This window comes from Paenibacillus sp. FSL R7-0204 (assembly GCF_038002225.1).
Lineage (GTDB): Bacteria > Bacillota > Bacilli > Paenibacillales > Paenibacillaceae > Paenibacillus_AQ.
In genome coordinates, this window is the sequence record NZ_JBBOCA010000001.1 from 1,549,858 (window position 1) to 1,575,238 (window position 25,381).

Annotated in this window: 28 protein-coding genes; 21 read left to right on the top strand and 7 right to left on the bottom strand. The window is 51.3% G+C overall.

Annotated features, from left to right (window positions below; all coding sequences use genetic code 11):
* Window positions 1–366: 366 nt before the first annotated feature.
* The 12 genes from MKX42_RS06985 to MKX42_RS07040 all read left to right on the top strand — a co-directional run bounded on the left by MKX42_RS06985 (window position 367) and on the right by MKX42_RS07040 (window position 10,048).
* Window positions 367–726 carry a HesB/IscA family protein gene (locus MKX42_RS06985; protein ID WP_340751877.1) on the top strand — a complete coding sequence of 120 codons (360 nt, stop codon included), beginning with the start codon at window positions 367–369 and terminating at the stop codon, window positions 724–726.
* A gap of 182 nt (window positions 727–908) precedes the next feature.
* A complete protein-coding gene (locus tag MKX42_RS06990) occupies window positions 909–1,352 on the top strand; it encodes a hypothetical protein (protein ID WP_340751878.1) in 444 nt (147 codons plus the stop codon).
* A 195-nt stretch (window positions 1,353–1,547) separates the two neighbouring features.
* A complete protein-coding gene (locus MKX42_RS06995) occupies window positions 1,548–2,030 on the top strand; it encodes a hypothetical protein (protein ID WP_340751879.1) in 483 nt (160 codons plus the stop codon).
* Window positions 2,031–2,318: 288 nt separating this feature from the next.
* Window positions 2,319–2,981: a GntR family transcriptional regulator gene (locus tag MKX42_RS07000; protein ID WP_340751880.1), complete on the top strand. Its 663-nt coding sequence runs from the start codon at window positions 2,319–2,321 to the stop codon at window positions 2,979–2,981.
* Between the two features lie 21 nt (window positions 2,982–3,002).
* Entirely contained in the window at window positions 3,003–4,163 is a 1,161-nt protein-coding gene (locus MKX42_RS07005) for an amidohydrolase (RefSeq protein WP_340751881.1), read from the top strand.
* 42 nt (window positions 4,164–4,205) lie between these two features.
* Window positions 4,206–5,249, top strand: a complete 1,044-nt coding sequence (locus MKX42_RS07010) for a methionine ABC transporter ATP-binding protein (protein WP_340751882.1) — start codon at window positions 4,206–4,208, stop codon at window positions 5,247–5,249.
* Window positions 5,224–5,883 carry a methionine ABC transporter permease gene (locus MKX42_RS07015; protein WP_340751883.1) on the top strand — a complete coding sequence of 220 codons (660 nt, stop codon included), beginning with the start codon at window positions 5,224–5,226 and terminating at the stop codon, window positions 5,881–5,883. The genes MKX42_RS07010 and MKX42_RS07015 overlap by 26 nt, the downstream gene beginning before the upstream one ends.
* 27 nt (window positions 5,884–5,910) lie before the next feature.
* A complete protein-coding gene (locus MKX42_RS07020; protein ID WP_340751884.1) occupies window positions 5,911–6,930 on the top strand; it encodes a uroporphyrinogen decarboxylase family protein in 1,020 nt (339 codons plus the stop codon).
* A 12-nt stretch (window positions 6,931–6,942) separates the two neighbouring features.
* A complete protein-coding gene (locus MKX42_RS07025; protein WP_340751885.1) occupies window positions 6,943–7,776 on the top strand; it encodes a MetQ/NlpA family ABC transporter substrate-binding protein in 834 nt (277 codons plus the stop codon).
* A gap of 16 nt (window positions 7,777–7,792) precedes the next feature.
* Window positions 7,793–8,608, top strand: a complete 816-nt coding sequence (locus tag MKX42_RS07030; RefSeq protein WP_340751886.1) for a pyrroline-5-carboxylate reductase family protein — start codon at window positions 7,793–7,795, stop codon at window positions 8,606–8,608.
* Window positions 8,608–9,381: a VOC family protein gene (locus tag MKX42_RS07035; RefSeq protein ID WP_340751887.1), complete on the top strand. Its 774-nt coding sequence runs from the start codon at window positions 8,608–8,610 to the stop codon at window positions 9,379–9,381. Before MKX42_RS07030 ends, MKX42_RS07035 begins: the two co-directional genes overlap by 1 nt.
* A 115-nt stretch (window positions 9,382–9,496) precedes the next feature.
* Window positions 9,497–10,048, top strand: coding sequence for a GNAT family N-acetyltransferase (locus MKX42_RS07040; protein ID WP_340751888.1), 552 nt, complete (start codon window positions 9,497–9,499; stop codon window positions 10,046–10,048).
* Window positions 10,049–10,448: 400 nt separating this feature from the next.
* Here MKX42_RS07040 and MKX42_RS07045 read toward each other — a convergent pair whose 3' ends face one another.
* On the bottom strand, window positions 10,449–13,244 hold the full coding sequence (locus tag MKX42_RS07045) for an O-antigen ligase family protein (protein WP_340751889.1): 2,796 nt from the start codon (window positions 13,242–13,244) through the stop codon (window positions 10,449–10,451).
* Between the two features lie 342 nt (window positions 13,245–13,586).
* Window positions 13,587–13,796 carry a hypothetical protein gene (locus tag MKX42_RS07050; protein WP_036701644.1) on the bottom strand — a complete coding sequence of 70 codons (210 nt, stop codon included), beginning with the start codon at window positions 13,794–13,796 and terminating at the stop codon, window positions 13,587–13,589.
* A 199-nt stretch (window positions 13,797–13,995) separates the two neighbouring features.
* Here MKX42_RS07050 and MKX42_RS07055 point away from each other — a divergent pair, with 199 nt between their 5' ends.
* Together MKX42_RS07055 and MKX42_RS07060 are read left to right on the top strand one after the other, a co-directional pair.
* Window positions 13,996–14,658: a YheC/YheD family protein gene (locus MKX42_RS07055; protein ID WP_340751890.1), complete on the top strand. Its 663-nt coding sequence runs from the start codon at window positions 13,996–13,998 to the stop codon at window positions 14,656–14,658.
* A 327-nt stretch (window positions 14,659–14,985) separates the two neighbouring features.
* On the top strand, window positions 14,986–15,129 hold the full coding sequence (locus MKX42_RS07060) for a sporulation histidine kinase inhibitor Sda (protein WP_340751891.1): 144 nt from the start codon (window positions 14,986–14,988) through the stop codon (window positions 15,127–15,129).
* 132 nt (window positions 15,130–15,261) lie between these two features.
* Here the strand turns inward: MKX42_RS07060 and MKX42_RS07065 are convergent, their stop codons facing one another.
* Window positions 15,262–16,236 carry an NAD(P)/FAD-dependent oxidoreductase gene (locus MKX42_RS07065; protein ID WP_340757631.1) on the bottom strand — a complete coding sequence of 325 codons (975 nt, stop codon included), beginning with the start codon at window positions 16,234–16,236 and terminating at the stop codon, window positions 15,262–15,264.
* Window positions 16,237–16,561: 325 nt separating this feature from the next.
* Here MKX42_RS07065 and MKX42_RS07070 point away from each other — a divergent pair, with 325 nt between their 5' ends.
* Together MKX42_RS07070 and MKX42_RS07075 are read left to right on the top strand one after the other, a co-directional pair.
* Window positions 16,562–17,755 (top strand): NAD(P)/FAD-dependent oxidoreductase, encoded by a 1,194-nt coding sequence (locus MKX42_RS07070; protein WP_036701637.1) that lies wholly within the window; start codon window positions 16,562–16,564, stop codon window positions 17,753–17,755.
* A 1-nt stretch (window position 17,756) separates the two neighbouring features.
* A complete protein-coding gene (locus MKX42_RS07075) occupies window positions 17,757–18,035 on the top strand; it encodes a hypothetical protein (protein ID WP_076081643.1) in 279 nt (92 codons plus the stop codon).
* A gap of 192 nt (window positions 18,036–18,227) precedes the next feature.
* Here MKX42_RS07075 and MKX42_RS33390 read toward each other — a convergent pair whose 3' ends face one another.
* Complete coding sequence (locus MKX42_RS33390) at window positions 18,228–18,308, bottom strand: putative holin-like toxin (protein WP_445669364.1); 81 nt, start codon at window positions 18,306–18,308, stop codon at window positions 18,228–18,230.
* A 165-nt stretch (window positions 18,309–18,473) separates the two neighbouring features.
* Window positions 18,474–19,232: a hydrogen peroxide-dependent heme synthase gene (hemQ, locus tag MKX42_RS07080; protein ID WP_340751892.1), complete on the bottom strand. Its 759-nt coding sequence runs from the start codon at window positions 19,230–19,232 to the stop codon at window positions 18,474–18,476.
* A 268-nt stretch (window positions 19,233–19,500) separates the two neighbouring features.
* On the opposite strand from hemQ, the gene MKX42_RS07085 reads away from it, so the two are divergent.
* The 3 genes from MKX42_RS07085 (at window position 19,501) to dnaI (ending at window position 22,517) form a co-directional block, all read left to right on the top strand.
* Complete coding sequence (locus MKX42_RS07085) at window positions 19,501–19,797, top strand: YuiB family protein (RefSeq protein WP_025707684.1); 297 nt, start codon at window positions 19,501–19,503, stop codon at window positions 19,795–19,797.
* Window positions 19,798–19,988: 191 nt separating this feature from the next.
* Complete coding sequence (locus MKX42_RS07090; protein WP_340751893.1) at window positions 19,989–21,539, top strand: helicase DnaB; 1,551 nt, start codon at window positions 19,989–19,991, stop codon at window positions 21,537–21,539.
* An 18-nt stretch (window positions 21,540–21,557) separates the two neighbouring features.
* On the top strand, window positions 21,558–22,517 hold the full coding sequence (dnaI, locus tag MKX42_RS07095; RefSeq protein WP_340751894.1) for a primosomal protein DnaI: 960 nt from the start codon (window positions 21,558–21,560) through the stop codon (window positions 22,515–22,517).
* 70 nt (window positions 22,518–22,587) lie between these two features.
* Here dnaI and MKX42_RS07100 read toward each other — a convergent pair whose 3' ends face one another.
* Window positions 22,588–23,961: a glycoside hydrolase family 43 protein gene (locus tag MKX42_RS07100; RefSeq protein ID WP_340751895.1), complete on the bottom strand. Its 1,374-nt coding sequence runs from the start codon at window positions 23,959–23,961 to the stop codon at window positions 22,588–22,590.
* A 207-nt stretch (window positions 23,962–24,168) separates the two neighbouring features.
* A complete protein-coding gene (locus MKX42_RS07105; protein ID WP_143803803.1) occupies window positions 24,169–24,330 on the bottom strand; it encodes a YqzM family protein in 162 nt (53 codons plus the stop codon).
* A 203-nt stretch (window positions 24,331–24,533) separates the two neighbouring features.
* Here MKX42_RS07105 and MKX42_RS07110 point away from each other — a divergent pair, with 203 nt between their 5' ends.
* Together MKX42_RS07110 and trxA are read left to right on the top strand one after the other, a co-directional pair.
* Window positions 24,534–24,704, top strand: a complete 171-nt coding sequence (locus MKX42_RS07110; protein ID WP_340751896.1) for a GNAT family N-acetyltransferase — start codon at window positions 24,534–24,536, stop codon at window positions 24,702–24,704.
* A 220-nt stretch (window positions 24,705–24,924) separates the two neighbouring features.
* Window positions 24,925–25,242, top strand: coding sequence for a thioredoxin (gene trxA, locus MKX42_RS07115; RefSeq protein WP_036701616.1), 318 nt, complete (start codon window positions 24,925–24,927; stop codon window positions 25,240–25,242).
* Window positions 25,243–25,381 lie beyond the last annotated feature (139 nt).

Consider the following 25,381-nt stretch of genomic DNA (forward strand, 5'->3'; position numbering starts at 1 on the left):
TGCATCGCATAATCGTGTACCTGAGAATATCCGGCAACAGCCGGCATTATAAATAGAGGTTAACTGCAACCCCCGTGACAATTTTTCGAATTTTTTTGAAAATACTCTTGATTATCGCTTTTCTTATTATAAACCTCTACTTGAGGGGGAGCAACCGCCAGAAACCGTAGGACTTCCGGTATAAATTGCATATCAGCGGAGAGTTTACGACTTGAGGGCAGAAGAATAGTGGAGTATACTGATTTCAAGAGCCAATGAAAATGATATACATCATACTCATTCTTTTCCCGGCAAGGCATAGATTTCTTACGTACAGCCTGAAGGCTGCTTGATTCCAATACAGTGATACTCAAGGAGGTTGTTATTATGATTAACATAAGTGAGACAGCGGCAGGCCAGCTGAAGGCCATGCTTGCGGAGCAGGAAGTGCCGGATATGTTCCTCCGTCTGGGCGTAACCGCCGGGGGCTGCAGCGGATTCTCGTACGCAATGGGCTTCGATGATACCGAGACTGAGCAGGACATCTACATGAACGTTGCAGGTCTGAAGGTAGTCGTCAGCAAAGACGATATCCGTTACCTGAACGGCCTGGAGATCGACTTCGAGGAATCCGGCATGACCGGCGGCTTCACCATCAATAACCCCAACGCCAGCGCCACCTGCGGCTGCGGCTCCTCGTTCCGCACGAAGGAAGAAGCGGGGAATCCGGCGGCGGAGCCTTGCTAAGCCTGTGAATGCTGAATTATTGATAAAGTAGGCGGGGATTACGGATTTCGAAACCTCTTAATTGTGTATGGTGAAAACTATACTTATTAGGAGGTTTTTTATGTTGACTTAAACCATTATATGTTAAAATATGGTGATGAAACAATTAATGGATCTGCGAGGAGGATAAAAAATGCATTCGAATGCCATTTGAACGTCCAACAGAGCATTATGATGAACGAATTATTGATATCGATAAAGAAATTTGCTCATTGATCAAGAAGAGAAAGGAAGTCTCGGATAATAATCCAGGATTTCCTCCGTTAGAATACATTTCTAAATGGTCAGAGGAACTTGGGCTTTATGAAGGATTCTTGATGTCGATATTTGCACTAAATATAGATTGGGACGATGAGCCGGAAGTTGAATCCAAATCTCATCAGCATAGCCATTACGAACTATATATTAATGACCAATATGACTGCCGAATGATTAATGGTGGGAGCAGATCTGATCATGCATCTTATAAATACGTGATTTCTCCGCCATTACCTGATGAGATTTCGGGAGTTCAATTTAGGTTCAAAGAATACAGTTTCCCTTTCAAGAAGAGTGAGGCAAGTGATGAGATAGTATTTGAACTTTAGTAAGGTGAATAGCCCTTCACATCTAACAGGTGCTGGAGGGTTATTTATTGTTTGCGCTATATCTCAAACACTCCGCTTTCGACAAGGTTGAAACCAAGCTCGATCCATTGAAAGTGTTCATCCTCAGTAATAATACCGATTTTTGGGAAACAAAACCATCTGTCATTACGTTAATGAAGTTGGAGGTGTTTATTTTTGAAGAAACTGATTATTCTCCTTTTCATGGCCTTAATTTCGTGCGATTCTTCGGAACCGAATGAAACCATAGCTGCCAAGACGAGACCTATCCCATCTGCCTCAGAAAATATCAAAAGCGAACTTTTTTCAGCTCATATCTCAATTCCGGAACAAGTTAAAGCAAATCAGGAACTTAAAATTTCTGTAGAGTTAAAAAATGAAGCTGGACGGGATCTGGAGATTACAACTGGAGAACCGGTATTTTATTTTGCCGTACGGGATAATACCGACAAGGTGATTAATTCAAGTGCAAGAAAGGATGTTGGAGTTGTACGTCAAATGTCGGATGGAGATATCATTTCAGAAAAGTCTCAATATCGGTTTGAAAAATCGGGCACATACGAAATTTCGGCGATTGCGGAATTTTTGGTTCAAAGCGGAGAAGATAGTGAGGTCTACAAAATAGAAACGGATCGAAGGTCTATCCAAGTAATTGATTAAAGTCAAACTCACGATACTCAATAGCCCTCCTCCTGAAGGTGTCGGTCATACCCTACCTCTTCAGGAGGTTTTTAATTGTCCAATTAGTGTCGATTCGCAATTCCCCCATAAAACATACTTGACTAGTGGGGATAATGGGATTATAGTATGAAAAAAGCATGATTGCACAGAGAGATTTTCAACCGAGACTTTCATAATATCTTGGATATTTCTCATCTTTAATAATTGTATACAATTATACAGTTGGCAAGGCGACCCGCAAATGAATGGCGAGGAGCAACGAAATCTATGGAAATGCGTTCACGAAGATTGTCGAAGGATAATACCTACTATGCACTTAAGCAAAAAATAATAGATAGCGAGCTGGAGCCGGATCAGGCGGTTAACGAAGAGAGCCTGGCGGCACTTCTCGGGGTCAGCCGGACTCCGCTACGGGAAGCGATTCAGCGGCTGGAGAATGAGGATTTCCTGGTGCGCCAGCCCAATGGCAGGCTGCGGGTAGCCCCTTTAACGATTAAGGAGGTCGAGGAGATCTTCCAGATCCGCAGCATGCTTGAAGGCCATATCGCCAGAAGCGCTGCCAGAAACGCTACCATTAAGGATATTCAGCAGTTAACGCTGATTCTGGAGAAGCTGAAGCAATCCTTCCAGATGGGGGATCAGCAGGATGTTGTATCCTATGGCTTCGAATTCCATGATTACTTGTGGGAGATCAGCGGGCTGAAGACTTTTGAGAAGGTGCTGAACCAGTTAAGAGACCGTTCTCTCCGGTATTGTCGTTATGTCTCGCTGCACGGGGACTGGAATACGCAGGCGGATGAAGAGCATCTTGTGATTCTGCAGAGGATTGTAGCCAGGGATGAAGAGGGGGCGGAGCGGGCAATGCGGGAGCATATCTTAAGCAGCCTTGCAACTGCACTGGAGCGGATCAGAGGAATTGAGCATACGTAATGAAGGGGGAAGAACAGGCCTATGAGACCACAGCATGAGACGGAAGAAGCACTGGCAGCCCGGCTAACCGGAGTGCGGAGGAACCTGCATCGTGAACCGGAGCTTAGCAATCAGGAGTATAAAACTACGGAGAAGCTGCGTAAATGGCTAACTGAAGAGAATATAACGATCCTGGATCTCCCGCTGGAGACCGGACTCATAGCGGAGATTGGACAAGGTGATGGCAGCATTGTAGCGATTCGTTGCGATATCGATGCCCTGCCGATTGAGGAGCAGACGGGCCTGCCGTTCGCATCAGAGATTCCGGGAGCCATGCATGCCTGCGGTCACGATTTCCACACCGCTGTGATCCTGGGCGCGGCCAGTCTGCTGAAGCAGCGTGAACATGAACTGCCGGGCAAGGTCAGAATCCTGTTCCAGCCGGCAGAAGAGACGGGGCATGGTGCTGAGGACGTACTGGCATCCGGCGGGCTAAGCGGGGTGGAGGCCATCTTCGGATTACATAATTCTCCGGACCTGCCTAACGGGGCGTTCGGCACAAGAACGGGAGCTTTAACGGCTGGCGTGGACCGCTTTGAGATTACGGTAAAAGGGGTCGGCGCTCACGCAGCTACACCGGAGAAAGGGGTAGACACCATTGTTACCGCCGCGCAGATCATTACGATGCTGCAAACCGTAGTCAGCCGCCTGAATAACACGCAAGAGCCGGTCGTGCTCAGTGTGACCCGGATCAACGGGGGCTTCACCTGGAATGTCCTGCCGGAGAAGGTGGAGCTGGAAGGTACAGTACGTACCTATAACGAAGAGATCCGCAGCAGCATCCCGGCCCAAATGACGAGGATCATAGAGGGGATTGCAGCCGCAGCCGGAGCAGAGGCGAAGCTGCACTGGTATCCCGGCCCGCCCGCTACGGTCAATCACGGAGGATGGACAGACTTCACCAAAGAGGTCGCGGCACAATCAGGCTATGAGGTACATGATATTCCGCCGCAGATGGGCGGCGAGGATTTCGCCTATTATTTGCAGCAGATCCCGGGTGCTTTTGTGAACATCGGTACCGGCCCGAACCATGCGTTGCATCATCCCCGCTTCGATGTCGATGAGGCGGCCATCCTGCCGGCAGCCAAGTATTTCGCTCTCCTGGCAGAAGAGGCGCTGGCGAAGCTGAAGCAGCAGGCTTGAATCCTGAATCCTAAATTTACCAGATGATTGAGGGGAACAACTATGATTGAACTACGGAATGTGTACAAGACGTTCACCCGCAAAGAGGTGAAGATTGAAGCGCTCAAGGGGATCAGCCTGAAGGTGGAAAAGGGCGATATCTTCGGAGTCATCGGCTACAGCGGCGCCGGAAAAAGCACGTTAATCCGCCTGGTCAATTACCTGGAACGGCCGACTGAGGGCCAGGTGCTGGTAGAAGGGTATGATCTGGGAGCGTACAGCGACAAAGAGCTGCGGGCAGCCAAGAAAAACATCGGCATGATTTTTCAACATTTTAACCTGCTGGAGTCCAAAAAGGTGTTCGACAATGTGGCTATTCCACTCGTCCTGCTGAAAAAGAGCAAGGCAGAAATCCACAAGCGGGTGGAGGAGCTGCTCGAATTCGTCGGGCTAAGCGACAAGGCTGGAAGCTATCCGAGCGAGCTGTCAGGCGGACAGAAGCAGCGGGTCGGGATTGCCCGGGCGCTTGCCTCGAACCCTTCGATACTGTTGTGCGATGAAGCCACTTCCGCTCTGGACCCGCAGACGACACAGTCCATCCTGCAGCTGCTCAAGCGGATCAACGCGGAATACAACATCACGGTGATGATCATCACGCATGAGATGTCGGTGATTCAGGAGATCTGCAACAAGGTAGCCGTGATGGAAGAAGGGCGGATTATCGAGCAGGGCAGCGTGCTGGATGTGTTCGGAGAACCGAAGCATCAGACAACACAGAATTTCGTCAAGACTGTCATTCAGAACAGCATGACTACAAGCGTCCGCAGAACTCTGAAGACTGAGCAGGGAAGCCGGGTGTATAAGCTGAATTTTGCCGGGGAGAGCGCTTCTGAGCCTGTGCTGTACGAGATTATCCGTACCTACGGCGTTAAGGTCAACATCCTGTTTGCGAATACGACAGAGATTCAAGAGACGACGCTCGGCACGATTATCGTTCAACTGCAAGGTGATCCGGCACAGATGGAAGCAGCCTTGAATTACATGAAGCAGCATGAGGTCCGCATAGAGGAGGTGAAGTCCTATGTTCTCGACATCGATCACAAGTGAGCAATTCCTGAAGGCGATTATTGAAACGATTCAGATGGTGGGTGTATCGCTATTCATCGGCTCGCTGCTGGGTATTCCGCTGGGCATCCTGCTGGTTATTACCCGTCCGGGCGGCGTGCTTGCGAGCAAGTGGCTTTATACATTACTGAATCCCTTAATTAACGTCATCCGTTCGGTTCCGTTTATTATTCTGTTGTTTGCAATTATTCCGTTAACAAGAGCAATTGTTCATACCTCGATTGGGACCAGTGCCGCAATTGTTCCGCTGATTATCTATATCGCACCCTATATCGCAAGGCTGGTCGAGAATTCGCTGCTGGAAGTGAATCCGGGCATTCTCGAAGCTGCGGAAGCAATGGGCGCAACACCGCTGCAGGTAATATGGTATTTTCTTTTGCCTGAAGCGGTGGGCTCTTTAATTCTCTCCCTGACCACAGCGACGATCGGGCTCATCGGGGCTACGGCAATGGCCGGGGCAGTAGGCGGCGGAGGGGTCGGCGACTTGGCAATCGTGTACGGTTACCAGCGTTTTGACGAGGTGGTCATGTTCACGACGGTCATTATTCTGATCATTCTGGTGCAGGGTATTCAGTCCCTGGGCAACACATTGGCGCGCAAGATCCGCCGTTATTAGAGATTACGAGACGAAGGAGATAGGCAGATGAGTGTATGGAGCAAGCAGGAGCGTTTTCAGGCGATCTTATCCGGGGAACTTGCAGACCGGCCCATTGTCAGCGGATGGCGCCACTTTATTGACAAGGAGCAGAATGCGGAGGACTTGGCGTCATCTACGATTTCTTTTACGGACAAATATAATTGGGACTGGGTCAAAATCAACCCGAGAGCGACCTATCTGGCGGAAGCCTGGGGAAATGAGTATAACTTCGCAGATTACCGGACGGTATTCCCGAGACAACTGACTACGGCGGTTCCGGCTGCGGCTAATCTCTGGGATCTTGAGGTGAAAAAAGCCGCGCTAACCCCTTCGCTGCTGGAGCATCTGGAGGCGGTAAGGAAGATCCGTCAGGGCTTGCCGGATACGCCGCTGATTCAGACGGTGTTCTCCCCGCTCACGGTATTGCTGTTCATTGTAGGACGTTCTGCTTATGTTACGGAGACCGTATTCGGGATCGAGCAGCCGGTGACGCTGGAATCGCTCTTCAAGGAACACCGTGCCGCCGCGCATCATGCCCTGCATGCGATTGCCTTAACCTTGGCCGATTATGTGCAGGAGCTGCGGCAGGCGGGATCAGATGGTCTGTTCTATGCGGTGACAGGCACAGCCCACCCCGGATTATTCGATGAAGCGATGTTCGATGAGCTGTCCAGACCCTATGATTCTATCGTGCTGGAGGCGGCGAGCTATGGCAAGAATATTTTACATACCTGCGGTGCTCATGCCCAGCCTGCGAAATTCAATGATTACCGGATTGACGGGATCAGCTGGGATACGGTAGCCGAAGGCAATCCCGGACTGGACGCCGATCTCAAGGCCACGAAGGTGGGCGGAGTGGATCACGGGCTCTTTGCCGGAAATCATTTGGATCAGATTGAACAGCAGGCTAATGAAGCTTTGGCCAAAATGAAGGGTCAGCCGTTTATTCTGTCGCCAAACTGCGCCATTCCGCTAACGGTTACAGACGAGGCGTTAGTGCATTTTAAAAACACAGTATTAGGATAGGGGATGAGAGTGATGAAAAAATTACTGGCGGTTCTACTGATTAGTTCGATGGCGGTGTTGGCAGCTTGCGGAAATAATAAGGAAGCGGCAAGCTCCGGGGACAAGAAGGAAATCACAGTCGGATTCGGCGTAGGTACGTATGAGGAGCAGTTCCGGCAATCCATTCTCCCGATCCTGGAAGGAAAAGGGTATACTGTAGATATCAAAACCTTCTCGCAGAATATGCAGGTCAACCCGGCGATGAAGGAAGGCTCAATTGACGCGAGCATCTTCCAGAGTACCGCCTACATGGATGCGATCAATAAGGAAATTGGTGCCGATATGGTGGGGATTGCCTATGTTCCAGGCGCTCCGCAGGGGCTGTACTCGGTTAATCACACGACGCTTGACGATGTGAAGGACGGCACTACCGTCGCGATTCCGAACGACCCGGTTAATCAGGAGCGCGCGCTGCGGATTCTGGAGGAGCTGGGTTGGGTCAAGATCAAAGAGGGCGCCGGGGTAGCGGACTTCAATGTGAACAGCGTGGAGCCGGACAAGTTCAAGATTGACCTGAAGGTGCTGGACCCGGCGCAGATTCTGGTCTCGCTGCAGGATGTTGACTATGGTGTGGTGAACGGGAATTATATCGCTAATGCTCCCGACCGCAAGATTACTGATGCGCTGAAGATTGAGAATACGCCTATGCAGCACAGAATCATCGTATCGGTGAATAAGAAGGATCAAGATTCCCAGTGGGCCAAGGATCTGAAGGCTGCGTATGAATCCAAGGAGTTCGAGGAATACATCCTGGGACAAGAGAAATACGCCGGATTCATTCTGCCGGAGGCTTGGGCTAATAACTAATCTAATCAGGGAGTGAATGGAAGTGTCAAAAGGCAAGATTCATTTCATTGGCGGCGGGCAGATGGCGGAAGCAATCATCCGGGCCTGCCTGGCAGGCGGCACACTGGCTGCCGGACAGATCAGTGTGTCAGATATTAATGAGGGCAGACTTGGGCTTCTAAAAGCTAAATATAACGCAGACACGGAGAGCGCGCAGGAAGAGGCGCTCTCCGGCGCAGAGCTGATCGTGATTGCTGTCCGGCCGCAGGATGATCTGGCTGCACTTGGAGCACAGGTTCGCGAGTATGCTGCACCGTCTGCGGTCATTGTATCGATTGTGGCCGGGGTGACGATTGCCCAGCTGGGAGATTATTTCGGAGCCGAACGTCCGATTGTCCGCGTTATTCCGAATACCCTGACCGATACCGGTTACGGCTACAGCGGTGTAGCTCTGAATGCAGCCGCTACTCTGGAGCAGGTAGAAGCATTCCTGCTGGGCTTCGGCAAGGTGCAGGTTCTGGACGAGTCTTACATTGATATCTTCACCGGCTTCGGGGTTGCCGGACCGAACTACATCTATTATTTCATTGAGTCGTTCACGGATGCCGGAGTCCTCGCCGGACTGCCGCGGGAGCAAGCCTGGAAGGTGGCGCTGGAGAATATGCTGGGAGCGGTAGCGATGCTGCAGCAGACTGGCCTTCACCCGAGACAACTGCTGGACATCAACAACTCCCCTGGCGGGGTTGGGATGCACGGGCTGTACGAGCTGAATAATAGTGACTTCGCGGCCGGATTGCAGCGGAGTGTATTGGCGGCTGTGAAGCGGACGACAGAGCTGGGAGTGAAGAAGTAATGAGCCTGCTCAAATGGGATCACCTCGTGCACTACGTCAACGATCTGGACCAGCCGGTGAAGCTCTTCGCGGAGCATGGCCTGACGGCCTTCCGGGGCGGATCGCATAAGGATTGGGGAACGTATAACGCCTTGAGCTATTTTGGGCTCACCTACCTGGAGTTCCTCGGGATTGAGAACCTGGAGCTGGCGCGTGCGACCAAGCATAATGTGGTTGTGCGGGATGCCGTTACTGTTCTGCCGGAGCATGAAGTATTAAGCAGAGTGGTGCTGCGCACAGATGATATTGAGGCAGTAGAGGGTAATTTGAAGGCTGCGGGATTAGCCTTGTCGCCCATCATTGACGGCCGCCGTCTGGACAATCTGGGCAGGTTAATTGAGTGGCGGATGATGACCATTGACGGCGACTTCCAGGGATTGGTCTATCCGTTCATTATTCAGTGGATTCAATTAGATGAGGAGCGGCTGGACAGCCTGAACGCAGCCGGAATCAACCAGCCCCATCCTGCCGGGAAGGTGGACATGGCGGATGCTGTTTTCCGTGTCTCCGAGCCTGCCGCTGTCGCCAGCCATTGGAGTGAGCTGTTCGGCCTCCCGGTGAGCGGGCCTGCGGATGGTTTGGACGGCAGCTACAGCCTTAAGGCAGGAGATCAGACGTTTGAGTTCGTGCAAGGCGAAGAGAACCGGCTCAGCCGGATTGTGTTCCGGACGGATTCACCTCAGCTCAAGGGACAGACGCTGACTGTTGGTGAAGGCGAGTACGTGTTTGAATAAATGCAGGACAAGTATATGGGACAGGCTCTTTGCCGCAATTAGCGGTAGCGGGCCTGTCCTGTTTGTGTTAAAGTTTTACACTAATATAAGGAGAGCGTAAGGAGGTCACAGAGATATGGCATTTGAGACCAAACGTCTGATCATCAGGGAATTCACCTTGGAGGATATGGGGCAGGTACATGAATATGCGTCCGATCCAGCAGTAGTGACGCATTCAATCTGGGGGCCGAATTCACTGGAGGATACCCGCGAATATATCCGCCATACGCTGGAATTGCAGCAGGAGGAGCCGCGCCAGGGCTTCGAGTACGCGGTGGTTCTGAAGGAGACCGGGCTGCTAATCGGCGGCTGCGGCCTGCATATTACCGGAACGGGGCAGGGAGAGATCGGCTACTGCTACAACCGTCTGTACTGGGGGCAGGGTTATGCGAGCGAGGCTGCTGCTGTGCTGCTGGAATGGGGTTTCCATACGCTGGGGCTGCACCGGATCTATGCCACTTGCCGCCCGGAGAATATCGGTTCAGCCCGGGTGATGCAGAAGATCGGCATGATCTACGAGGGGCACCTGAGAGGACATATGTACCATAAAGAGAAGTGGAGGGACTCTTACCAATATTCGATTCTGGAGGATGAGTATAAGGCGCTGCATCCGCGTGCCGGGTTTTAGGTTTCAATGGTTGAAGCTGTAGGATTTTAGGCCGCAAGTCAGGTGGCCCTCTCGCTCCAATTGCATTTACTACAACAGATTTCAATATATTTCACCTTAAATTGCATTCTGCTGTATTTCGTACATTTGATTTTTGGATGTTGGGTTGGAAATGCCTATTTGCTGAGATTCTGCTGCATGAAGTACAATAGAATGTCTTTTTGGGTGGATTTCAGCGGTATCTATTGCAGGAAATACAATTAGAACAAGAAATAGAGAGTAGATCCAGCAAAAATAAGGGGTACATGGAGGCACGGTTGTCAGTAGCCAATGGCCATGAAAAAGCGGCTCAGCCCCCGCACACAGCAAAAAGCACCTGCCTTAAACGGCCAGGTGCTCTTTGCTGTTCTTTAAGCGGCGGTTACAGCGGCATCCCCGCCACTTCATTAATCCTCGCCGCTTCATCGGGATCAGCGGCGATCAGCTTCTGATAGACCGCCTGATCCTGGGCGCTCTGCATCCGCTGCAGCACAGCAAGCAACCAGCGGGCAACCTCCCGGTTAACAGGGTTGCTGTAATCTTCACTGAGACCTTGCTTCAGTGTGGTTTCTGCGGCCTGCATGTCCTGCGACATGTACTGGATCTTCCCGGTGTTCAGCAGCAGTTCCGGTGTCACTGTGACTCCCTGCTGCTGTGCATCCCGGTCTGCGGTGGCGTAGGTATAAGCGTCCAAGCCCGTTTTGAAATACCGCTGCTTGTTAAACGTCTCCTGGTCCTTGATCTCCAGCTTGCCCTCGGCCGCCGCTTCCTGCGACCGCTTCAGGGCTGCGGCTCCCAGCTCCTGCGACCGGGCAATGACTCCGCTGTACCAGGCGGTCGTCCACAGGCTTTCGCTGTCGGTCAGATCCTCGTATCCGTTCACGAAGCCCTGCTTCACAGCAGCGGCCGCCGCATCCTTGTCTCCCGACAGGAAGTGTACTCTCCCTATGTTCAGGCCGATCGTAGGTGTAACGAAGAATTCACGGCCCTGAAGCTGCTCAGGAGGTAGGCTTTTCAAATGTGCAATGCCGTCCGTTACATGTCTGTACGCGGAGAGCGCGGAAGCGAAATACGTCTGTTGCCCGGCTTCATCCTGCTTGGAGTAAGCTTGCTGTCCAAGGAGGGAGGCTCGGCTGATGAACTGGGCATACCAGTTGATATCCCACATAAACTTGTCTGCGTTGTCCAGATAGACATGATAGGCGGCATCGCTCTCGCCTTTCAGGTCATAGTAGCCTGCGAGCTGGGTCAGCAGCTCTTTGTTGGACGGCTCATCCTTCAGCGCACGGGTCAATACCGCATAGGCCTCGTCCAGGAACTGCTCGTTCTTGGTCTGCTCATACACCTTCTGATCCAGCAAGGACAAGTACACAGCGGATTCCGGGTGGTAGGGGCGGATGTTGAGTGCTTTTACCAAAGGAGCCTTGATCTCCTCATAGGACTGGCTCACTTGGATCAGCTTCTTGGCGGCATAAGCCTCAGAGCTTGACCGGATGTACCCCAGAGACAGGAAGAGCAGGTAGCCCGTGCCGACTCCGAGTACTGTGAAATAGCCCGCTCTGATCCACAGCTTGTTCCACGTAAAGCGGAGCGGCTTGCTCTCCATGGCCACAGCCATTCCCCCCAGAGAGAGGAAGACAAGCATACCCATGAACGCATAACTGAGGTTGAAATCCAGCAGGCTGTGAACGAGAATGGACAAGGCGATAATGAGATAGAAGAATCCGTTGCTATAGTCGTCGGTCTCCCGTTTCAGGTATCCTCTGCTGAACTTGTAGAAGATGAATAGAATGAAGCCCATGAACACCAGAAAGCCGACAATGCCTACTTCAATCAGATATTGCAGAAAAAAGTTATGCACCTGGCGGCTCAGATAAGGGTTGTTCTGATAATGCTCATAGAGTGTGGCCCAGCCGCCTCCGCCAGTGCCAAGTACCGGATAATCCTTGACGACCTTCATGGCATCCCCGTAAAAGGTAAACCGTTCCAGGACACTGTGCTGCCTGAAGTTGATATTCTCCAGCCGTGTTCCGATATTCGCCGGGAGAATATTACGCGCGCTGGTGCCGATGAACAGGAAGGCGATGATCGCAACGCCAGCCACAGAGACGGCTGGAATCCACAATCCGCTCATGCGGCGTGATTCCAGTCTGTCAAGCTTGCGGCTCAGATAAGGTGCCAGGTAACGCTGAACCACCTGACAGAGCACGCCTGCACAGGCAGATGCTCCCAGCAGATAGCCCCAGCCTTTAAGGGCGGCGGATGAGGTGAACTCCGTATTCAGCTCCAGGCCCAGCCGTGTGACCGGGCTGGTAATCAGCAGAGAGAATAGGCCGGCAATCGCAAGATGGACAATCCACAGAATCTGCTGCACAGGCTTCAGGAAGAGCAGCAGGAGGATGAATACTACCGGCAGCAGCACGAGTCCGCCACGGGATAAGGTAAGCAGCAGCGAGACGATAATTGGCACCAGCATGAAGCCGTGCAACAGCTGTCCGGCCCATTTGCGGGAGCGGATCAGCGCGAAGACGGCCACGAACAGAAAGGCCATCAGGAAGGCTGCATATGTATTGGCATACTGGAAAATGGAGGTCAGGCGGAGCCCGTTCGAGTCGGTCATTACCGCAGCGTCATACCTTCCGTTGAATAAGGTCTTCGAGAACCAGCCCACCAGGCTGCCGGCCAGCTTCCAGCTTCCGAGCCAGTTGAGCAGTCCGAAGCCTACAATCAGGTAGGCGAGGGCAAGCACGCCATGCTGGACGGCTGAATTCAGCCGCCTTTGCCGGAGCAGAAGGATGCTGATGATGAAGACTGCAGCATAGGTGAACTGGGTGAACAGCATGTTCATCGCCGAGTACCGGGAAGCTGCGCCGAATAGCGACAGGGCATAGGTTAAGGGAAGAAGGAGAGCCGCTAGGGTGAGCAGATCACGTTGTCCCTCCAACTTGAAGGTTCTGAAATAGAGGACGGCAGCAGCCAGCAGAATCAGACAACTTACTAATGCGGCAACATAAATGGGCTTCTCGAAATCCGCCGTCATTCCGTTGAACAATCCGTTCTGAAAAGCGGCCCAGCCAAAAAACAGCAGGAACGCAGCGCAAATCATCCAAGCTGCCCCTGAAAGCTTGTCCGTAGCTTGGACAGTAGCCGCTTGTTTTCCGTACACAGGTTTCGACACAATAGAATCTCCTTTTTCAAAATATTGGGTATTCCAAATTATTGCACATACATATTACGGATATAAAGTGAAAAAGTTGTTGTCTGAACGGAAATTTCAAAGATTGGAGTGTCTTACAGGAGGGGTAGGGAGCAAAAAAGTGGGGAATAGGCCGGAACCTGCTCAGCGAATGAAGCAGTCTGTCCGCACAGGCCGGCCTGACGCAGTTTTCATAGAATAAGGTAACGGAGCGAATCTATGATTCATGTAAGAATGGACGCTTAAGAGTTCCGCCCGAAGGCAGCAATGACGGCAGGGGAACGCACAATCCGCATCCTGGGCCACTGCTGCCGGGAGCAAGCTTCAGGCGGGGATAATGAATTTCAGGTTAATCATGAATACGATCAGGGCGGAGGCCCCCAGGGAAAAGGCGATGCAGCCGGCACCGAGCACTCTGCGCCGGTCTTTGATGAATTTGAAGCCAAGCGCACAGACCAGTATAGTCGTTCCTGCCAGTACAACAGACATGCCGATCATTGCAAACCAATACAGGATTTCAAAAAACTCTGCCATTAGGAAACCCTCCCTTTCAGGCAATAATACAACGAATTTTAATGATTTTCCAGTCAAATGAATCAGGGACATAAGGCCCCGCAGCCATATGCCCTTTTTTGCTGTGGACTGCTATACCACGGACAATCATACAGGAGGGCACGGCCTTTCGTGAGTAATCTATAGGGTAGGCTGGGAATGCGAAAGGAGAGGGCAAATAATGGCGGGGAGAGAACTGGCAAGCAAGCTGCTGAAGACGGCGGCGCTGCTTAGCGATTCACGGGTTGCCGGTTACATTCCGAGAACGCGGGAATATAGTGCTGCCGGATTGTCCGCGATGCTTGGAAGATACGGCAACGTTGTCATCAAGCCGGTTGTAGGCGGAGGAGGATATGGTGTTATCAAGGTGTTCCGGGATCAGAGGGGGTACGGCTTCACGTATATGAAGAGCACACGTATCTATGGAGACTTCACTTCCATGCGCCAGGCACTGGATAGATTCAAGGTGAAACGGAGATATCTGATCCAACAGGGTATCTCCCTTGCACGGATCTCCGGGCGTCCGATTGATTACCGGGTCAAGGTGGTGAAGAACGGCGAGCACTGGGAGTTCCGATCTATGGTAGGGAGAGTAGCCCGGCCGGGATTGTTCGTTACGAATCTCTGCAAAGGAGGTACGATGCTCAGCTGCCGCCAGGGACTGCGAAGATCATTGCCAAGAGTGGGGACCTCAGCCAAAAAGGCGGAGATGCGCAGGCTGACTTTAGTCTGTACCGAGCTGCTGGAGCGGCATTTTCCGGGGATCGGTGAACTGGGCTTCGACTATGCTGTAGATCATCGGGGGAAGATTTGGATTCTGGAAGTAAATACAAGACCAAAATGATTAATAAAATTTTTATATTTGACGATAAATACAGTAATAGGCTAATATTGCGTTTAGTTGTTTAGATTCAGAGGTAATACAACAAGAAATATCCCAGCCAATTATGAACATTCTAAAAAAGTTTTTGTGTGGAGATGTCAGGTTTCAGCCCTGTGTATAACTGTTATCCCCATAGTCCACTGCGCAATTGCTGACATTATAACCCTTACTCACATATTATACACAGGATTTCCACAGCAGCTTGTGGATAATGAGAACGCTTGTTCGAAAAATGATAGTTTGCTATGATAGATTCAGATCCAAATAAAGGAAAGGTAGGTGAACGTTATGGTTGAATTGTCGGATGAGATGCTGCTTGACTCTTATCACAGAGCGATAGAGCTGCATTTGGAGCATGATTTCATCGCCCTGCTTCTCGCTGAAATTCGCAAACGGAACTTACACTCTCCAGCCCATGCGGTTCTGCATTAAAGATCAGAGCACATCCTGCAGCAGTGGACTTCATTAAACCGCAAGCATCAAGGAATAGGGTATCTTTTCAAGTTGAGGTGGAATCAACCTGAAAGGATACCCTTTTATTATGGCTATAAGGTTATAGACAACCTAGAGCTTAAGATTACTGCTGTGTCCCGGAGACAGCTTCGCATCCGGATCGATATACACCTTGGCGTTATTGACTGCTGTCGGCGCTTCTCCGAATCCGACAGCGATCAGCTTCAGCTTGCCCGGATAGGTCGTGATATCGCCAGCGGCGAAGATTCCCGGAATGCTGGTCTCCATGCGGGAGTCAACTACAACGGAGTTGCCCTCAATGTCGATTCCCCACTCGGCAATCGGGCCCAGAGAGGAGACAAAGCCGAAATTGACAATAACGCTGTCTACTTCGATTTCCTGAGTTTCCTTGGTCTTGATATGGGACAAGGTGACCTTGGTAATGAATTCTTCACCGTGAAGCGCAGTGATCTCGGACGGCGTAATCACATTTACCTTAGAGGCCATCAGATTCTCTACACTATGCTCATGCGCACGGAATTTATCGCGGCGGTGAATCAGGGTTACCTGTTCAGCGATCGGCTCCAGCATCAGCGCCCAGTCCACAGCGGAATCGCCGCCGCCGCTGATCAGCACCTTTTTATCCTTATAAGCATTCAGATCATTTACGAAATAATGCAGGTTGGCTTTCTCGAAGCGCTGTGCATCCGGTACCTCCAGACGCCGCGGCTCAAATGCGCCTACGCCTCCCGTGATGATAATGGCTTTGCTGTGATATTCAGCCTTGTCGGTGGTGACGGTGAAATGGCGCTCACCCTGCTTCACAACCGATACGACCTTCTCCTCCAGACGGATATCGGACTGGAACAGCTCCATCTGCCGGGACAGGTTGTCCACCAGCTCCTGTGCAGTAATTTTGGGGAAGCCGGCGACATCGTAAATATATTTCTCAGGATACAGAGCAGCAAGCTGCCCTCCAAGTTGGGGCATACTCTCAATAAGTGTTACTGAAGCCTGGCGCATACCGCCATAAAAAGCGGCAAACATACCGGCTGGTCCTCCGCCTATAATCAGCAGATCGCTCATAGGAACGGTTTGCTCTAGTGTCACGTAATATTACACCTCCGAGTTGATAGTTTCAATTTGCCATACAAGCGTACCTATTCATTATAAACACAGTCTCACCTGCCTTGCAAAGGCTTTGATTTCAAAGAAAAATGTGACATTTTGTTGTATGATTATATTTGATTAAAACGATACTAAGGTTTACAATGGATATGGTTATTTTAGAAATCCTTTAAGTTTTATTGGAAATTCTTCTGAATTTAAGTGTATAAATTCACAAAAGAAACCTGATTTTTTAACAAAAAATAACACATAGACAGATTCACCTGTTGGAAGGAGCCGGAACATGAGCAGTATTCCCAAAATCGTTATTCTAGGCGCGGGATATGGAGGGATTTTGACCGCCCAGCGGCTGCAGAAAGCTTTGAATTATAATGAGGCCGATGTAACCCTGGTTAACCGCCATGAATATCACTATTTCACGACGCATCTGCATATGCCTGCAGCGGGCACGGACAGCATCGAGCATACACGCGTGTCTATCTCCAAATTAATCGATGAGTTCAAGATTGATCTCGTCAAGTCCTCGGTGCAGGAGATTCGCACCCAGCAGAAGAAGGTTATTCTGGAGGATGGAACGCTCTCGTATGATTACCTCGTGATTGCCCTTGGCGGTGAGCCTGAAACGTTCGGGATTCCGGGACTCGACAAATATGCACTGACCATCCGCAGCATCAACTCTGTGCGGCTGATCCGGGAGCATATCCAGTACCAGTTCGCCAAATACAAGAATGAGAATAATGCACAGGAGCATATCAACTTCGTCATTGGCGGCGCGGGCTTCAGCGGGATTGAATTTGTAGCGGAGCTGGCTGACCGGATTCCTGCGCTATGCAAAGAATTTGATGTCGATCCAAGCATGGTCAACATCTATAATATAGAAGCTGCGCCTACGGCTCTGCCGGGGTTCGCGCCTGAGCTGGTTGAGCATGCCATGACCGTGCTCACCAAGAAGGGTGTAACCTTCAAGATGGGCGTAGCGATCAAGGAATGCCTGCCTGGCGGCGTGATTCTGGCCACGGGTGAAGAGATCAAGGCCTCCACAATTGTATGGACCGGCGGTATCCGCGGGAACCGTCTGATCGAGGCTGCCGGCTTCGAAGCGATGCGCGGACGGGTGAAGGTAGACGAATATCTGCGGGCTCCGGGACATGAGAACATCTTCATCATAGGTGACGGCTCCCTAATGATTAATCCGGAAGGGCGTCCTTACCCGCCGACGGCACAGATTGCAATGCAGCAGGGAGAATGCTGCGCGCATAATCTAGTAGCGGCCATCCGCAGCCAGCAGCCGAAGAAATTCGCCTTCAGCAACAAGGGGACCGTAGCTTCACTTGGTAAGGGCCAGGGAATTGCCGTAGTCGGCGAGAAGACCTACAAAGGCTGGAAGGCAGCGCAGCTGAAGAAGGTTGTCGATATGCGCTACCTGCTCATCATCGGCGGCATCCCGCTCGTGCTCAAAAAAGGAAGATTCCTCTAAGATGCGCCACTGCAGCGTGCAAGTACGCGGACTGCTGACGCGCGAGGAGCTCGACCGCTATAATGCTCTGATTGAGGTAGGCTCTTATCTGGAGGATCAGACGCGGTATGATCTGGCCTACAATATCCAGAAGGAAATCGACATTCTCATTCTCCCGGCCATCGAACGCCTGAAGGATAAGGGCCGCGCGCGTGACCGGGCGACGGCTGAATATCTGGAGAGTCTGCGTGACGGGGATGAGGACGAAGACGAAGAGGACGATAAGGAACCTTCGGTCTAAGTGATTTTAAGCTGTAGATATTTATTTATTAAATCCACTTGTGGTATAGTGGAGGTAGAAAAGACGTACAATGCAAAGAGAGCCGTGCTTGTAACACGGCTCTCGGGTGCAATAGCCGCTTTTAAGGGCGGTAGGCCTCGGACAAACAGGATACGACAAATAGACCGCATACCTTTGCTAGAGGGGGGCGGTCTATTTGCGTTGATTGGACAGTAGCGCTACGATAAGCAAACCAAAGGTTAGCATAAGCATCATTGCTTCAAACACTGTCACAAGGCATCCCTCCCTTCATAGAGAGGTAGCCGACCGACCCTTTAAGCCTATTCTATTACCAAATTAGTATATCATTATTATGCTTCTTGCACCTATGAAGAATCCAAATTAAGGGAAGGCCCCTTGTACGGGCCTTCCCTTAATTGTTGTTAGTTTACCCAGTTGTTACAGCTTCAGCATCTCCTCGAACGATTCTTCGTTCAGCAGGTTGCCGACATAGAAGGGGCCGAACTCGCCGTAGCGGGCGCTGACTTCATCGAAGCGCATCTCGTAGACGAGCTTCTTGAACTGCAGGGCATCCTCGGCGAACAGAGTTACGCCCCACTCCCAGTCATCAAAGCCGACGGAGCCGGTGATGATCTGCTTCACCTTGCCGGCATAGCTGCGTCCGATCAGGCCGTGCGAATACATCAGCTCCCGGCGTTTCTCCATATCCAGCATGTACCAGTTGTCGGCAAGCTCACGCTTCTTGTTCATCGGGTAGAAGCAGATATGCTTCATTTGCGGCAGTACAGGCTTCAGCCGGGCAGCGACATGCGGGTTCAGCATCGGATCGCTGCCGTCACCGGCACTTCCTCCTGCGGCGTAGTTGCTGAGCTCAACGATGCTTACATAGGAATAAGCCTTCGTAGTATATTGGGCAAAGGCGATTTTGTTAAAAGCGGTCTCCAGCGCATTCAGCGCCTCCAGACTCTCTCTCAGAAACATCATCACGAAATCAGCCTTCTGGCCCACGATGGAATAGACAGCAGTGCTGCCCTCCTTCGCTTCCTCGACAGGTCCCCACTCCTGCATGAAGGCATGCAGCTCCTCCAGGGCCACTGCCCGTTCCTCGTCATCGGCTGCCGTCCAGGCTGTCCAGTTCAGCAAGCGGAAGTCATGCAGCGCATACCAGCCTTCCAGTGTCAAAGCGGCTTCGTTCAAGTTGTTCACTCCTTATAGGTTATCGGTGGAATATCCTCGCGTAAAATCTTCTTTGTCCGCATACCTTAATTATGTATGAACATAGGTCGGGTGCTATTTGCATTGTAGCGCAGCGGGCGGCAGAGAGCAAACGCCGGGGCCCCCATTCACGCTTATTCCGTTATTTAGCGCGATAATGTTCATTGCTTCGCTACATTTTTTCTAGTAAACTTACTATTATATAAGCTTGGGTGTGCGGTTCTTTATAGAGAGAGGGGATGGCGGTACGATGGGATTTATTCCGGTGTTTGTTCTGGCCGTTTTATTCTTTGTGATGATGTTCGGCATTGGCTTCATTCTTAACATGCTGATGAAGACTACCTGGTTCCCTGCCTATCTGTTCGTCATTGTCATTCTTCCGGTGGTGGTCTACTCTATCTGGGACCGGAGCGCGATGTCCTTATGGGAGCACCTCTCTACCTTCCACATTGTGGATTATCTTACCGGGATCGCTGGTCTTGCCGGAGCGGTGCTGAGCGGCTGGACCATTCAGAAGCTGCGGCTGGGCGGATACAAGATGTTCTAAGCGTTGCCTGAAGGGCGGTACAACAAGAAACGGCTAATCTCCTAACGATGAGAAGCCGTTTTTTTCTTGCTTTTTTCGCCAGAAGAGCCAAGGATTCATCTTTATTTTACATTTCCGGCCGGGTGTTTTGTGATAGAATAGAAATCTATATGAATTCGTTTATCGTATAGAAGAGGGGGAGGTATCCGCAGATGCGTATGAGCAACCTGCATCATTTTACTGAACATCATCGGTACTGCGTTTCCCGCGAATTCGGTCTAAGCCATCTGGACGGCCGTATGCTGGGCTCTGTCTATCAGCCAATGGTAGGCGCGTTCGCCATCAGCCTGTACAGATTGCTGTTCGAGCATATTCCGGCTGAATCTATCGGTTATTCCGGGGTGGAGCAGCAGCGCAGGCTCTTTATGACTCTGGGCGTTGAACCTAACGAGAAGGGCCGTAAATATATGGTAGACCAGGCTTCCCGGCTGGAAGCGGTGGGACTGCTGCAGACCTGCCGGCTGTATGCCGCGGAGAACGATGATTATATGTACGAGTACGAGCTAATGCCGCCGCTGTCGCCGGCTGATTTTTTTGCAACCCAGCATCTGACGCTGCTGCTCCGGGATAAGATCGGCAAGTTCGCTGTGCTGTCGCTGCGTGAGCAGTTCTGGCACCGGGAACCCGAGGAATGGAGCGGGCGGTCGATAGGAAAAGAGAATATTTCACTGCCCTTTTATGATATTTTTGAGCTGAATACCCATGTGATCGACTATGAGCTGGAGCAGGCCCTGGCCGAGGTAGCCTCCGTGCGTCAGCCCGGCACCACCCAAGAGGCTGATTCGAATATAGCCTACAGCGATATTATCCTGCGCTTCCCGCGTGAATCGGTGAACCGTGCGCATGTCGAGAAGCTGCGTTTTGATCATAATCAGATGGGCGTCATTAATTATGTGGCCCGCAAATACGAGCTTGGCCCGCAGGATGTATGCCGCCTGCTGGATGAGGATGATGTCTTCACGCCGGATGGAGAGGTGATTCTGGATACGCTGCAGTACAAGGCAAGCCAGCATTTCCGTCAGGATATGAAACGCCAGGAGAAAAGAGAGATTGCCGCCGCCAAGGTGGTGTCGCTGCGTTCCGCCGCTGAGGAAGAGAGTGATCCCTCGGCAGTGCCGGTGGAGCAGGCTGTCGAAATGGAGTTCTATGTAGAAGTGCCTCCGCAATTTCTGTCCAAATGCGACATTCACCAATATAATATGATGCTGCGCAACGAGCCTTATACACGGCTATTGCAGACGTTCTTCCCGGGGGCGGTTCCGGGCCAGCTGATGGATATCTTCGAGAAGATTGATCTGAACTATAAGCTCAGCGGCGAAGTGATCAATGTGCTGATCCATTATCTGATGACGATGGTGGCTTCCGGCGGCGATCAGCGGATGAACCGCAACTTCGTGGAGGCGATTGCCTCCAATATGCTGGTGAAGCAGGTGAATACTTATGAGAAGGCTGTGCGCTATATCCGCGACCAGTCGAAGGTGAAGGGCAAGGGGGCGGCTTCCGCCTCCTCCGGCACAGGCACAGCGGGAACCCGCCAGCGTTCGTATACGAAGAGCGGCGGCCGTTCCGGCAAACAGGAGATTCCGATTGTGCTTGATGACGGCAGCGCCGGAACCGTATCGGAAGAGGAATTCGCGGCGATGATGAAGAAAGCGGCCGAGATCAAGGCCAGCAAGAAAAAAGGCGTTCTGAGAACGCCCTGAAGAAAGTGAGGTGCAGCGATGGAGTCTATGGGCGAAGTGCTGCGTTCGATGAACAACCCTGCTCTGCGCCAGCGCTCCCGTGACCTGGAGCAGACCCTGCTGAACCATCCCCTCGTCAAGGAGCTTCAGGCTGAGCATCCCGAGCTGGACGAGTCCCGGCTGCGGCTGCACTTGAGCCGTCTGTACCAGTATGTCGAGGAGGACCGGCATTGTAAGAACTGCCCCGGCCTGGCGAATTGCCCGAATGATTTCCAGGGGCATTACAGCAAGCTGTCGGTGGAGACGGTGAACGGTGTAACGGATCTGTATGAACGCAAAACGCCGTGCAAGCTGAAGATTGCGCAGGATAATCAGGATAATGTCCGCAAACGGATTCGCAGCTTCTATGTGGATGAGCGGGTACTGAACGGCGGATATGATGAGATGGATATTATGGGCAAGGACCCCCGGCGGGCCTCAGCCGTGAATAAGATATTTGACTATATAGGAGCTGTGCGGGCAGGGGGCCTGACTTCGCGGGGGATTTATCTGCAGGGCAGCTTTGGGACCGGCAAAACCTTCCTGATGTGCTATCTGCTCCATGAGCTGGCTATCTCTGGCTACAGCGGCGTGATTGTCTACATGCCGGATTTTATCGAGGAACTGAAGCTGATCATGATGGACAACCAGAAGCTGAAGGAAATGGTCGACACGATGAAGAACTGTGATCTGCTCATCTTCGATGACATCGGAGCCGAGAATCTCAATCCCTGGGCGCGTGACCATGTGCTCGGAGCAATCCTGAACTACCGGATGAACCGCAAGCCGACCTTCTACACCTCGAATTATCCGCTCGACGGGCTGGAGAAGCACCTCAGCATCACCAGCAAGGACGGGGAAGAGGTCTACAAGGGCCAGAGGCTGATGGACCGGATTGCCCCGTTCGTAGACGTGATTCCGCTGCATGGGGAGAACCAGCGGGGCAAGGCCAGAGGCTGAGTTTTTATTAATATAAAAAAGGGGACCCCGCCAGCATCTGGGCGGGGTCCCCTTTTTGCTATACTTAGATTCAGCTGGCGCTGAATTTCCACCAATTAATATTGAACAAGTACCCGCTGCCGCCTGTGAATTTCAGGTAGAGGTCATGAGTCCCGCTTGCTCCGTTGACCGTGCATGTCTTGGTCACCCAGCTCTGCCAGCCCCCGGTATTCTGTACCGCACAGGTACCGACCAGTGCTCCAGTTGGACTGTCCAGCCTCAGTTCGATATTACCGCCGCTGCCTGCTGACGCTACCCGGGCCTCGAAGCCGGAAGCTCCGGCGCCGAAGTTCACATTTTTGATTTTGAGATAATCGCCGTGATCTATGAAGCCGACATTCATTCCCCCTTCCGTGTCTGAGGTGGTCTCGGTCTCTACCCCGGCTGCCCATGCGCTGGTCTCGGCTTGTGTTCTGATATAGGGGTTAAGGGTGGCGATGGGCTGCGGTCCGGCGGTTGTCATATTGATGACCGGGAAGCTTCCGTCCGCGTTGTAGGTGAATTGCTCTACCCCCACTGACCGGGTGAAGCCGCCCCCTCCAGGCAAGGCGCCATTATGATAAAAGAAATAGGAGCGCCCTTTGAAATCGATAATGCCGGGATGATTCGTAAAGCTGCCGCCTTGGGTGGGCATAATGATCCCTCTGTACTTCCACGGTCCGGTCGGCGAAGAGCTGGTGGAATAAGCGATATTCTCAGGAATGCCGCTTGCGGCGTAGACCATGTAGTATAAGCTGCCGCGTTTGTAGAACCAGGGTCCTTCTTCGTAGAGGGTCTGTCTGTCAGCATTGCCGTTTCGCACACCGAAGCTGTCTGTGGTCATAGGCACCTGCACAATACCTGTGCTCTGGTTGTAGGAGATCATATCCGGGTTCAGCTTCACATATTTCAGTGTCGGGTTCCCCCAGTAGAGATAAGCTTGGCCGTCACTGTCCACATAAACCGTCGGATCAATGTCGCCCCAGCTGCTGGAGACGAGCGGTTTGCCGATGGCGTCCACGAATGGGCCGGTCGGGCTGTTCGAAACGGCGACGCCGATGGCGGGCCGACCGAGCGAAGTGCTTTTTGCCGTGACATAAAAGTAGAATTTGCCGTTGCGCTCAATCACCTGGCTGGCCCAAGCTTCTCCGCTAGACCAACTGAACGCCTTATAGGATAGCGGTGACCCGTGATCTGTCCAGTTCGCCATGTCCTTGGAAGAGTAGACCCTCCAATCATTCATCGTATAGTAGGTCGAGTTGTCTTCGTCATGTCCGGTGTACAGGTAGACCGTATCATTGTATACAAGCGGGGCCGGGTCTGCCGTGTAGATGGTCTGCACAACAGGGTTGTCGGCGAACGATACCGGGGAATATAGCGCCGATGCCAACAAGCCTGCGACAGCAAGGCTGACAAGCTTTTTCATTCTTCTTTCCTCCTCAAAATAGGGTGTAAGAGCGCTTTCGCATACAGAGTAACACGGCTCCTGTGAAACAAAAATGTGTTTTCTTTTTATTAAATTATAAATTTATGTTATTATTAACGGCTCTTGATAGAACACAAAATGAACGCAAAAAAATCCGGCATCCCGCCCTGACCTGGGCGAAGAATACCGGACACTGCATCTGAGCAGCTATTCGGATAAATACTTGATGATTACCATTCCGAAGAAGACCACGGTCATGAAGCCGGTCATTCCGAAGAAACCGGCCATAAGATCACCAAGATCGTTGCGGGGCTCCTCATTGATATGCTCCCGCGGGTCACGGACCTGTGCGTTGACATTGACGTCCATTCGCTTCTTCCTCCTTGCTGTTGCATGACTGCATAAAGTGGGTTACAGTTATACATGTGAGAGAAGTCATTGACAATTAATGCGCTTTCTTCAAGTATACGAAGATGCAGGGAAGATGTAAAGATAAGATCGGCGTTCATTCCATATCTGCTGCCAGAAGGGTGATTTTATGATACATATAAGACCTATGGAACCGCAGGAGTATGATCATTCAGGCCATTATTGGACAAGCTGTATCCGAGGGGTACACCGCCCTTTCTCTCAGCGTTGATCCGGAGAATCAGGCGGCCGTCCGGTTATATGACAGACTCGGATTTCAGTTTCACGGAATTTCTGGAACCTCCTGGACGATGAAGTTGGATATTACAAATTAATTTTATACAATATAATTTCTCGAAATATATAACAAATGCATTGTATTTATGTTATACTGTGGATGTGTCGGTAAATGATAATCTGGTTATCATATTACATGAAGCATTTTATCCCGCTATGATCTCGGAGTAAATTCTGCGGACTTGGCTCAGGCTATAGAAGCGGAAGTTATTTCGTACAGCTTAAGCTCACAAAACTTATCTAAGGAGGAACAATATCATGGCTATCGTGAACGTGTCTGACCAATCCTTCGTGAATGAAGTGGAAGGTCAAGGTACTGTAGTAGTAGATTTCTGGGCACCTTGGTGCGGCCCTTGCAAAATGCTTGCCCCCATTCTCGAGGAATTGTCCACCGAGCTGGGTGACGATGTGAAGATCGCTAAATTGAATGTGGATGAGAATCCTGAGACAGCTTCCCGTTTTGGAGTAATGAGTATTCCTACTCTGATCTTCTTCAAAGACGGCCAGCCTGTGGACAAAGTCGTAGGACTGAACTCCAAGGATTCCCTTAAGAATATCGTAGCTAAGCATCAATAATGGATTATAACCTGCTGTAACCAGGGCCATGTGGCCCTTCAGACAAAGCGCCTTCGGATTACCGAAGGCGCTTTGTCTGTCCTATAGAAACGGATGTTCTATATTAAGGCTTGAATGTGTAGTACATTCTATTCTAAAC

What these genes read in the sequence shown, in the direction of transcription:
- MKX42_RS07090 (WP_340751893.1), top strand. Translation starts at nt 19,989, where the DNA reads ATGCGTATGAGCAACCTGCATCATTTTACTGAACATCATCGGTACTGC.
- MKX42_RS07010 (WP_340751882.1), top strand. Translation starts at nt 4,206, where the DNA reads ATGATTGAACTACGGAATGTGTACAAGACGTTCACCCGCAAAGAGGTG.
- MKX42_RS07005 (WP_340751881.1), top strand. Translation starts at nt 3,003, where the DNA reads ATGAGACCACAGCATGAGACGGAAGAAGCACTGGCAGCCCGGCTAACC.
- MKX42_RS07075 (WP_076081643.1), top strand. Translation starts at nt 17,757, where the DNA reads ATGCGCCACTGCAGCGTGCAAGTACGCGGACTGCTGACGCGCGAGGAG.
- MKX42_RS07055 (WP_340751890.1), top strand. Translation starts at nt 13,996, where the DNA reads ATGGCGGGGAGAGAACTGGCAAGCAAGCTGCTGAAGACGGCGGCGCTG.
- MKX42_RS07100 (WP_340751895.1), bottom strand. Translation starts at nt 23,961, where the DNA reads ATGAAAAAGCTTGTCAGCCTTGCTGTCGCAGGCTTGTTGGCATCGGCG.
- MKX42_RS07025 (WP_340751885.1), top strand. Translation starts at nt 6,943, where the DNA reads ATGAAAAAATTACTGGCGGTTCTACTGATTAGTTCGATGGCGGTGTTG.
- MKX42_RS07020 (WP_340751884.1), top strand. Translation starts at nt 5,911, where the DNA reads ATGAGTGTATGGAGCAAGCAGGAGCGTTTTCAGGCGATCTTATCCGGG.
- MKX42_RS06990 (WP_340751878.1), top strand. Translation starts at nt 909, where the DNA reads ATGCCATTTGAACGTCCAACAGAGCATTATGATGAACGAATTATTGAT.
- MKX42_RS07085 (WP_025707684.1), top strand. Translation starts at nt 19,501, where the DNA reads ATGGGATTTATTCCGGTGTTTGTTCTGGCCGTTTTATTCTTTGTGATG.
- MKX42_RS07110 (WP_340751896.1), top strand. Translation starts at nt 24,534, where the DNA reads ATGATCATTCAGGCCATTATTGGACAAGCTGTATCCGAGGGGTACACC.
- MKX42_RS07030 (WP_340751886.1), top strand. Translation starts at nt 7,793, where the DNA reads ATGGAAGTGTCAAAAGGCAAGATTCATTTCATTGGCGGCGGGCAGATG.
- MKX42_RS06985 (WP_340751877.1), top strand. Translation starts at nt 367, where the DNA reads ATGATTAACATAAGTGAGACAGCGGCAGGCCAGCTGAAGGCCATGCTT.
- MKX42_RS07070 (WP_036701637.1), top strand. Translation starts at nt 16,562, where the DNA reads ATGAGCAGTATTCCCAAAATCGTTATTCTAGGCGCGGGATATGGAGGG.
- MKX42_RS07065 (WP_340757631.1), bottom strand. Translation starts at nt 16,236, where the DNA reads ATGAGCGATCTGCTGATTATAGGCGGAGGACCAGCCGGTATGTTTGCC.
- MKX42_RS07040 (WP_340751888.1), top strand. Translation starts at nt 9,497, where the DNA reads ATGGCATTTGAGACCAAACGTCTGATCATCAGGGAATTCACCTTGGAG.
- MKX42_RS07015 (WP_340751883.1), top strand. Translation starts at nt 5,224, where the DNA reads ATGTTCTCGACATCGATCACAAGTGAGCAATTCCTGAAGGCGATTATT.
- dnaI (WP_340751894.1), top strand. Translation starts at nt 21,558, where the DNA reads ATGGAGTCTATGGGCGAAGTGCTGCGTTCGATGAACAACCCTGCTCTG.
- MKX42_RS07050 (WP_036701644.1), bottom strand. Translation starts at nt 13,796, where the DNA reads ATGGCAGAGTTTTTTGAAATCCTGTATTGGTTTGCAATGATCGGCATG.
- MKX42_RS07105 (WP_143803803.1), bottom strand. Translation starts at nt 24,330, where the DNA reads ATGGACGTCAATGTCAACGCACAGGTCCGTGACCCGCGGGAGCATATC.
- MKX42_RS07035 (WP_340751887.1), top strand. Translation starts at nt 8,608, where the DNA reads ATGAGCCTGCTCAAATGGGATCACCTCGTGCACTACGTCAACGATCTG.
- MKX42_RS07060 (WP_340751891.1), top strand. Translation starts at nt 14,986, where the DNA reads ATGGTTGAATTGTCGGATGAGATGCTGCTTGACTCTTATCACAGAGCG.
- MKX42_RS07000 (WP_340751880.1), top strand. Translation starts at nt 2,319, where the DNA reads ATGGAAATGCGTTCACGAAGATTGTCGAAGGATAATACCTACTATGCA.
- trxA (WP_036701616.1), top strand. Translation starts at nt 24,925, where the DNA reads ATGGCTATCGTGAACGTGTCTGACCAATCCTTCGTGAATGAAGTGGAA.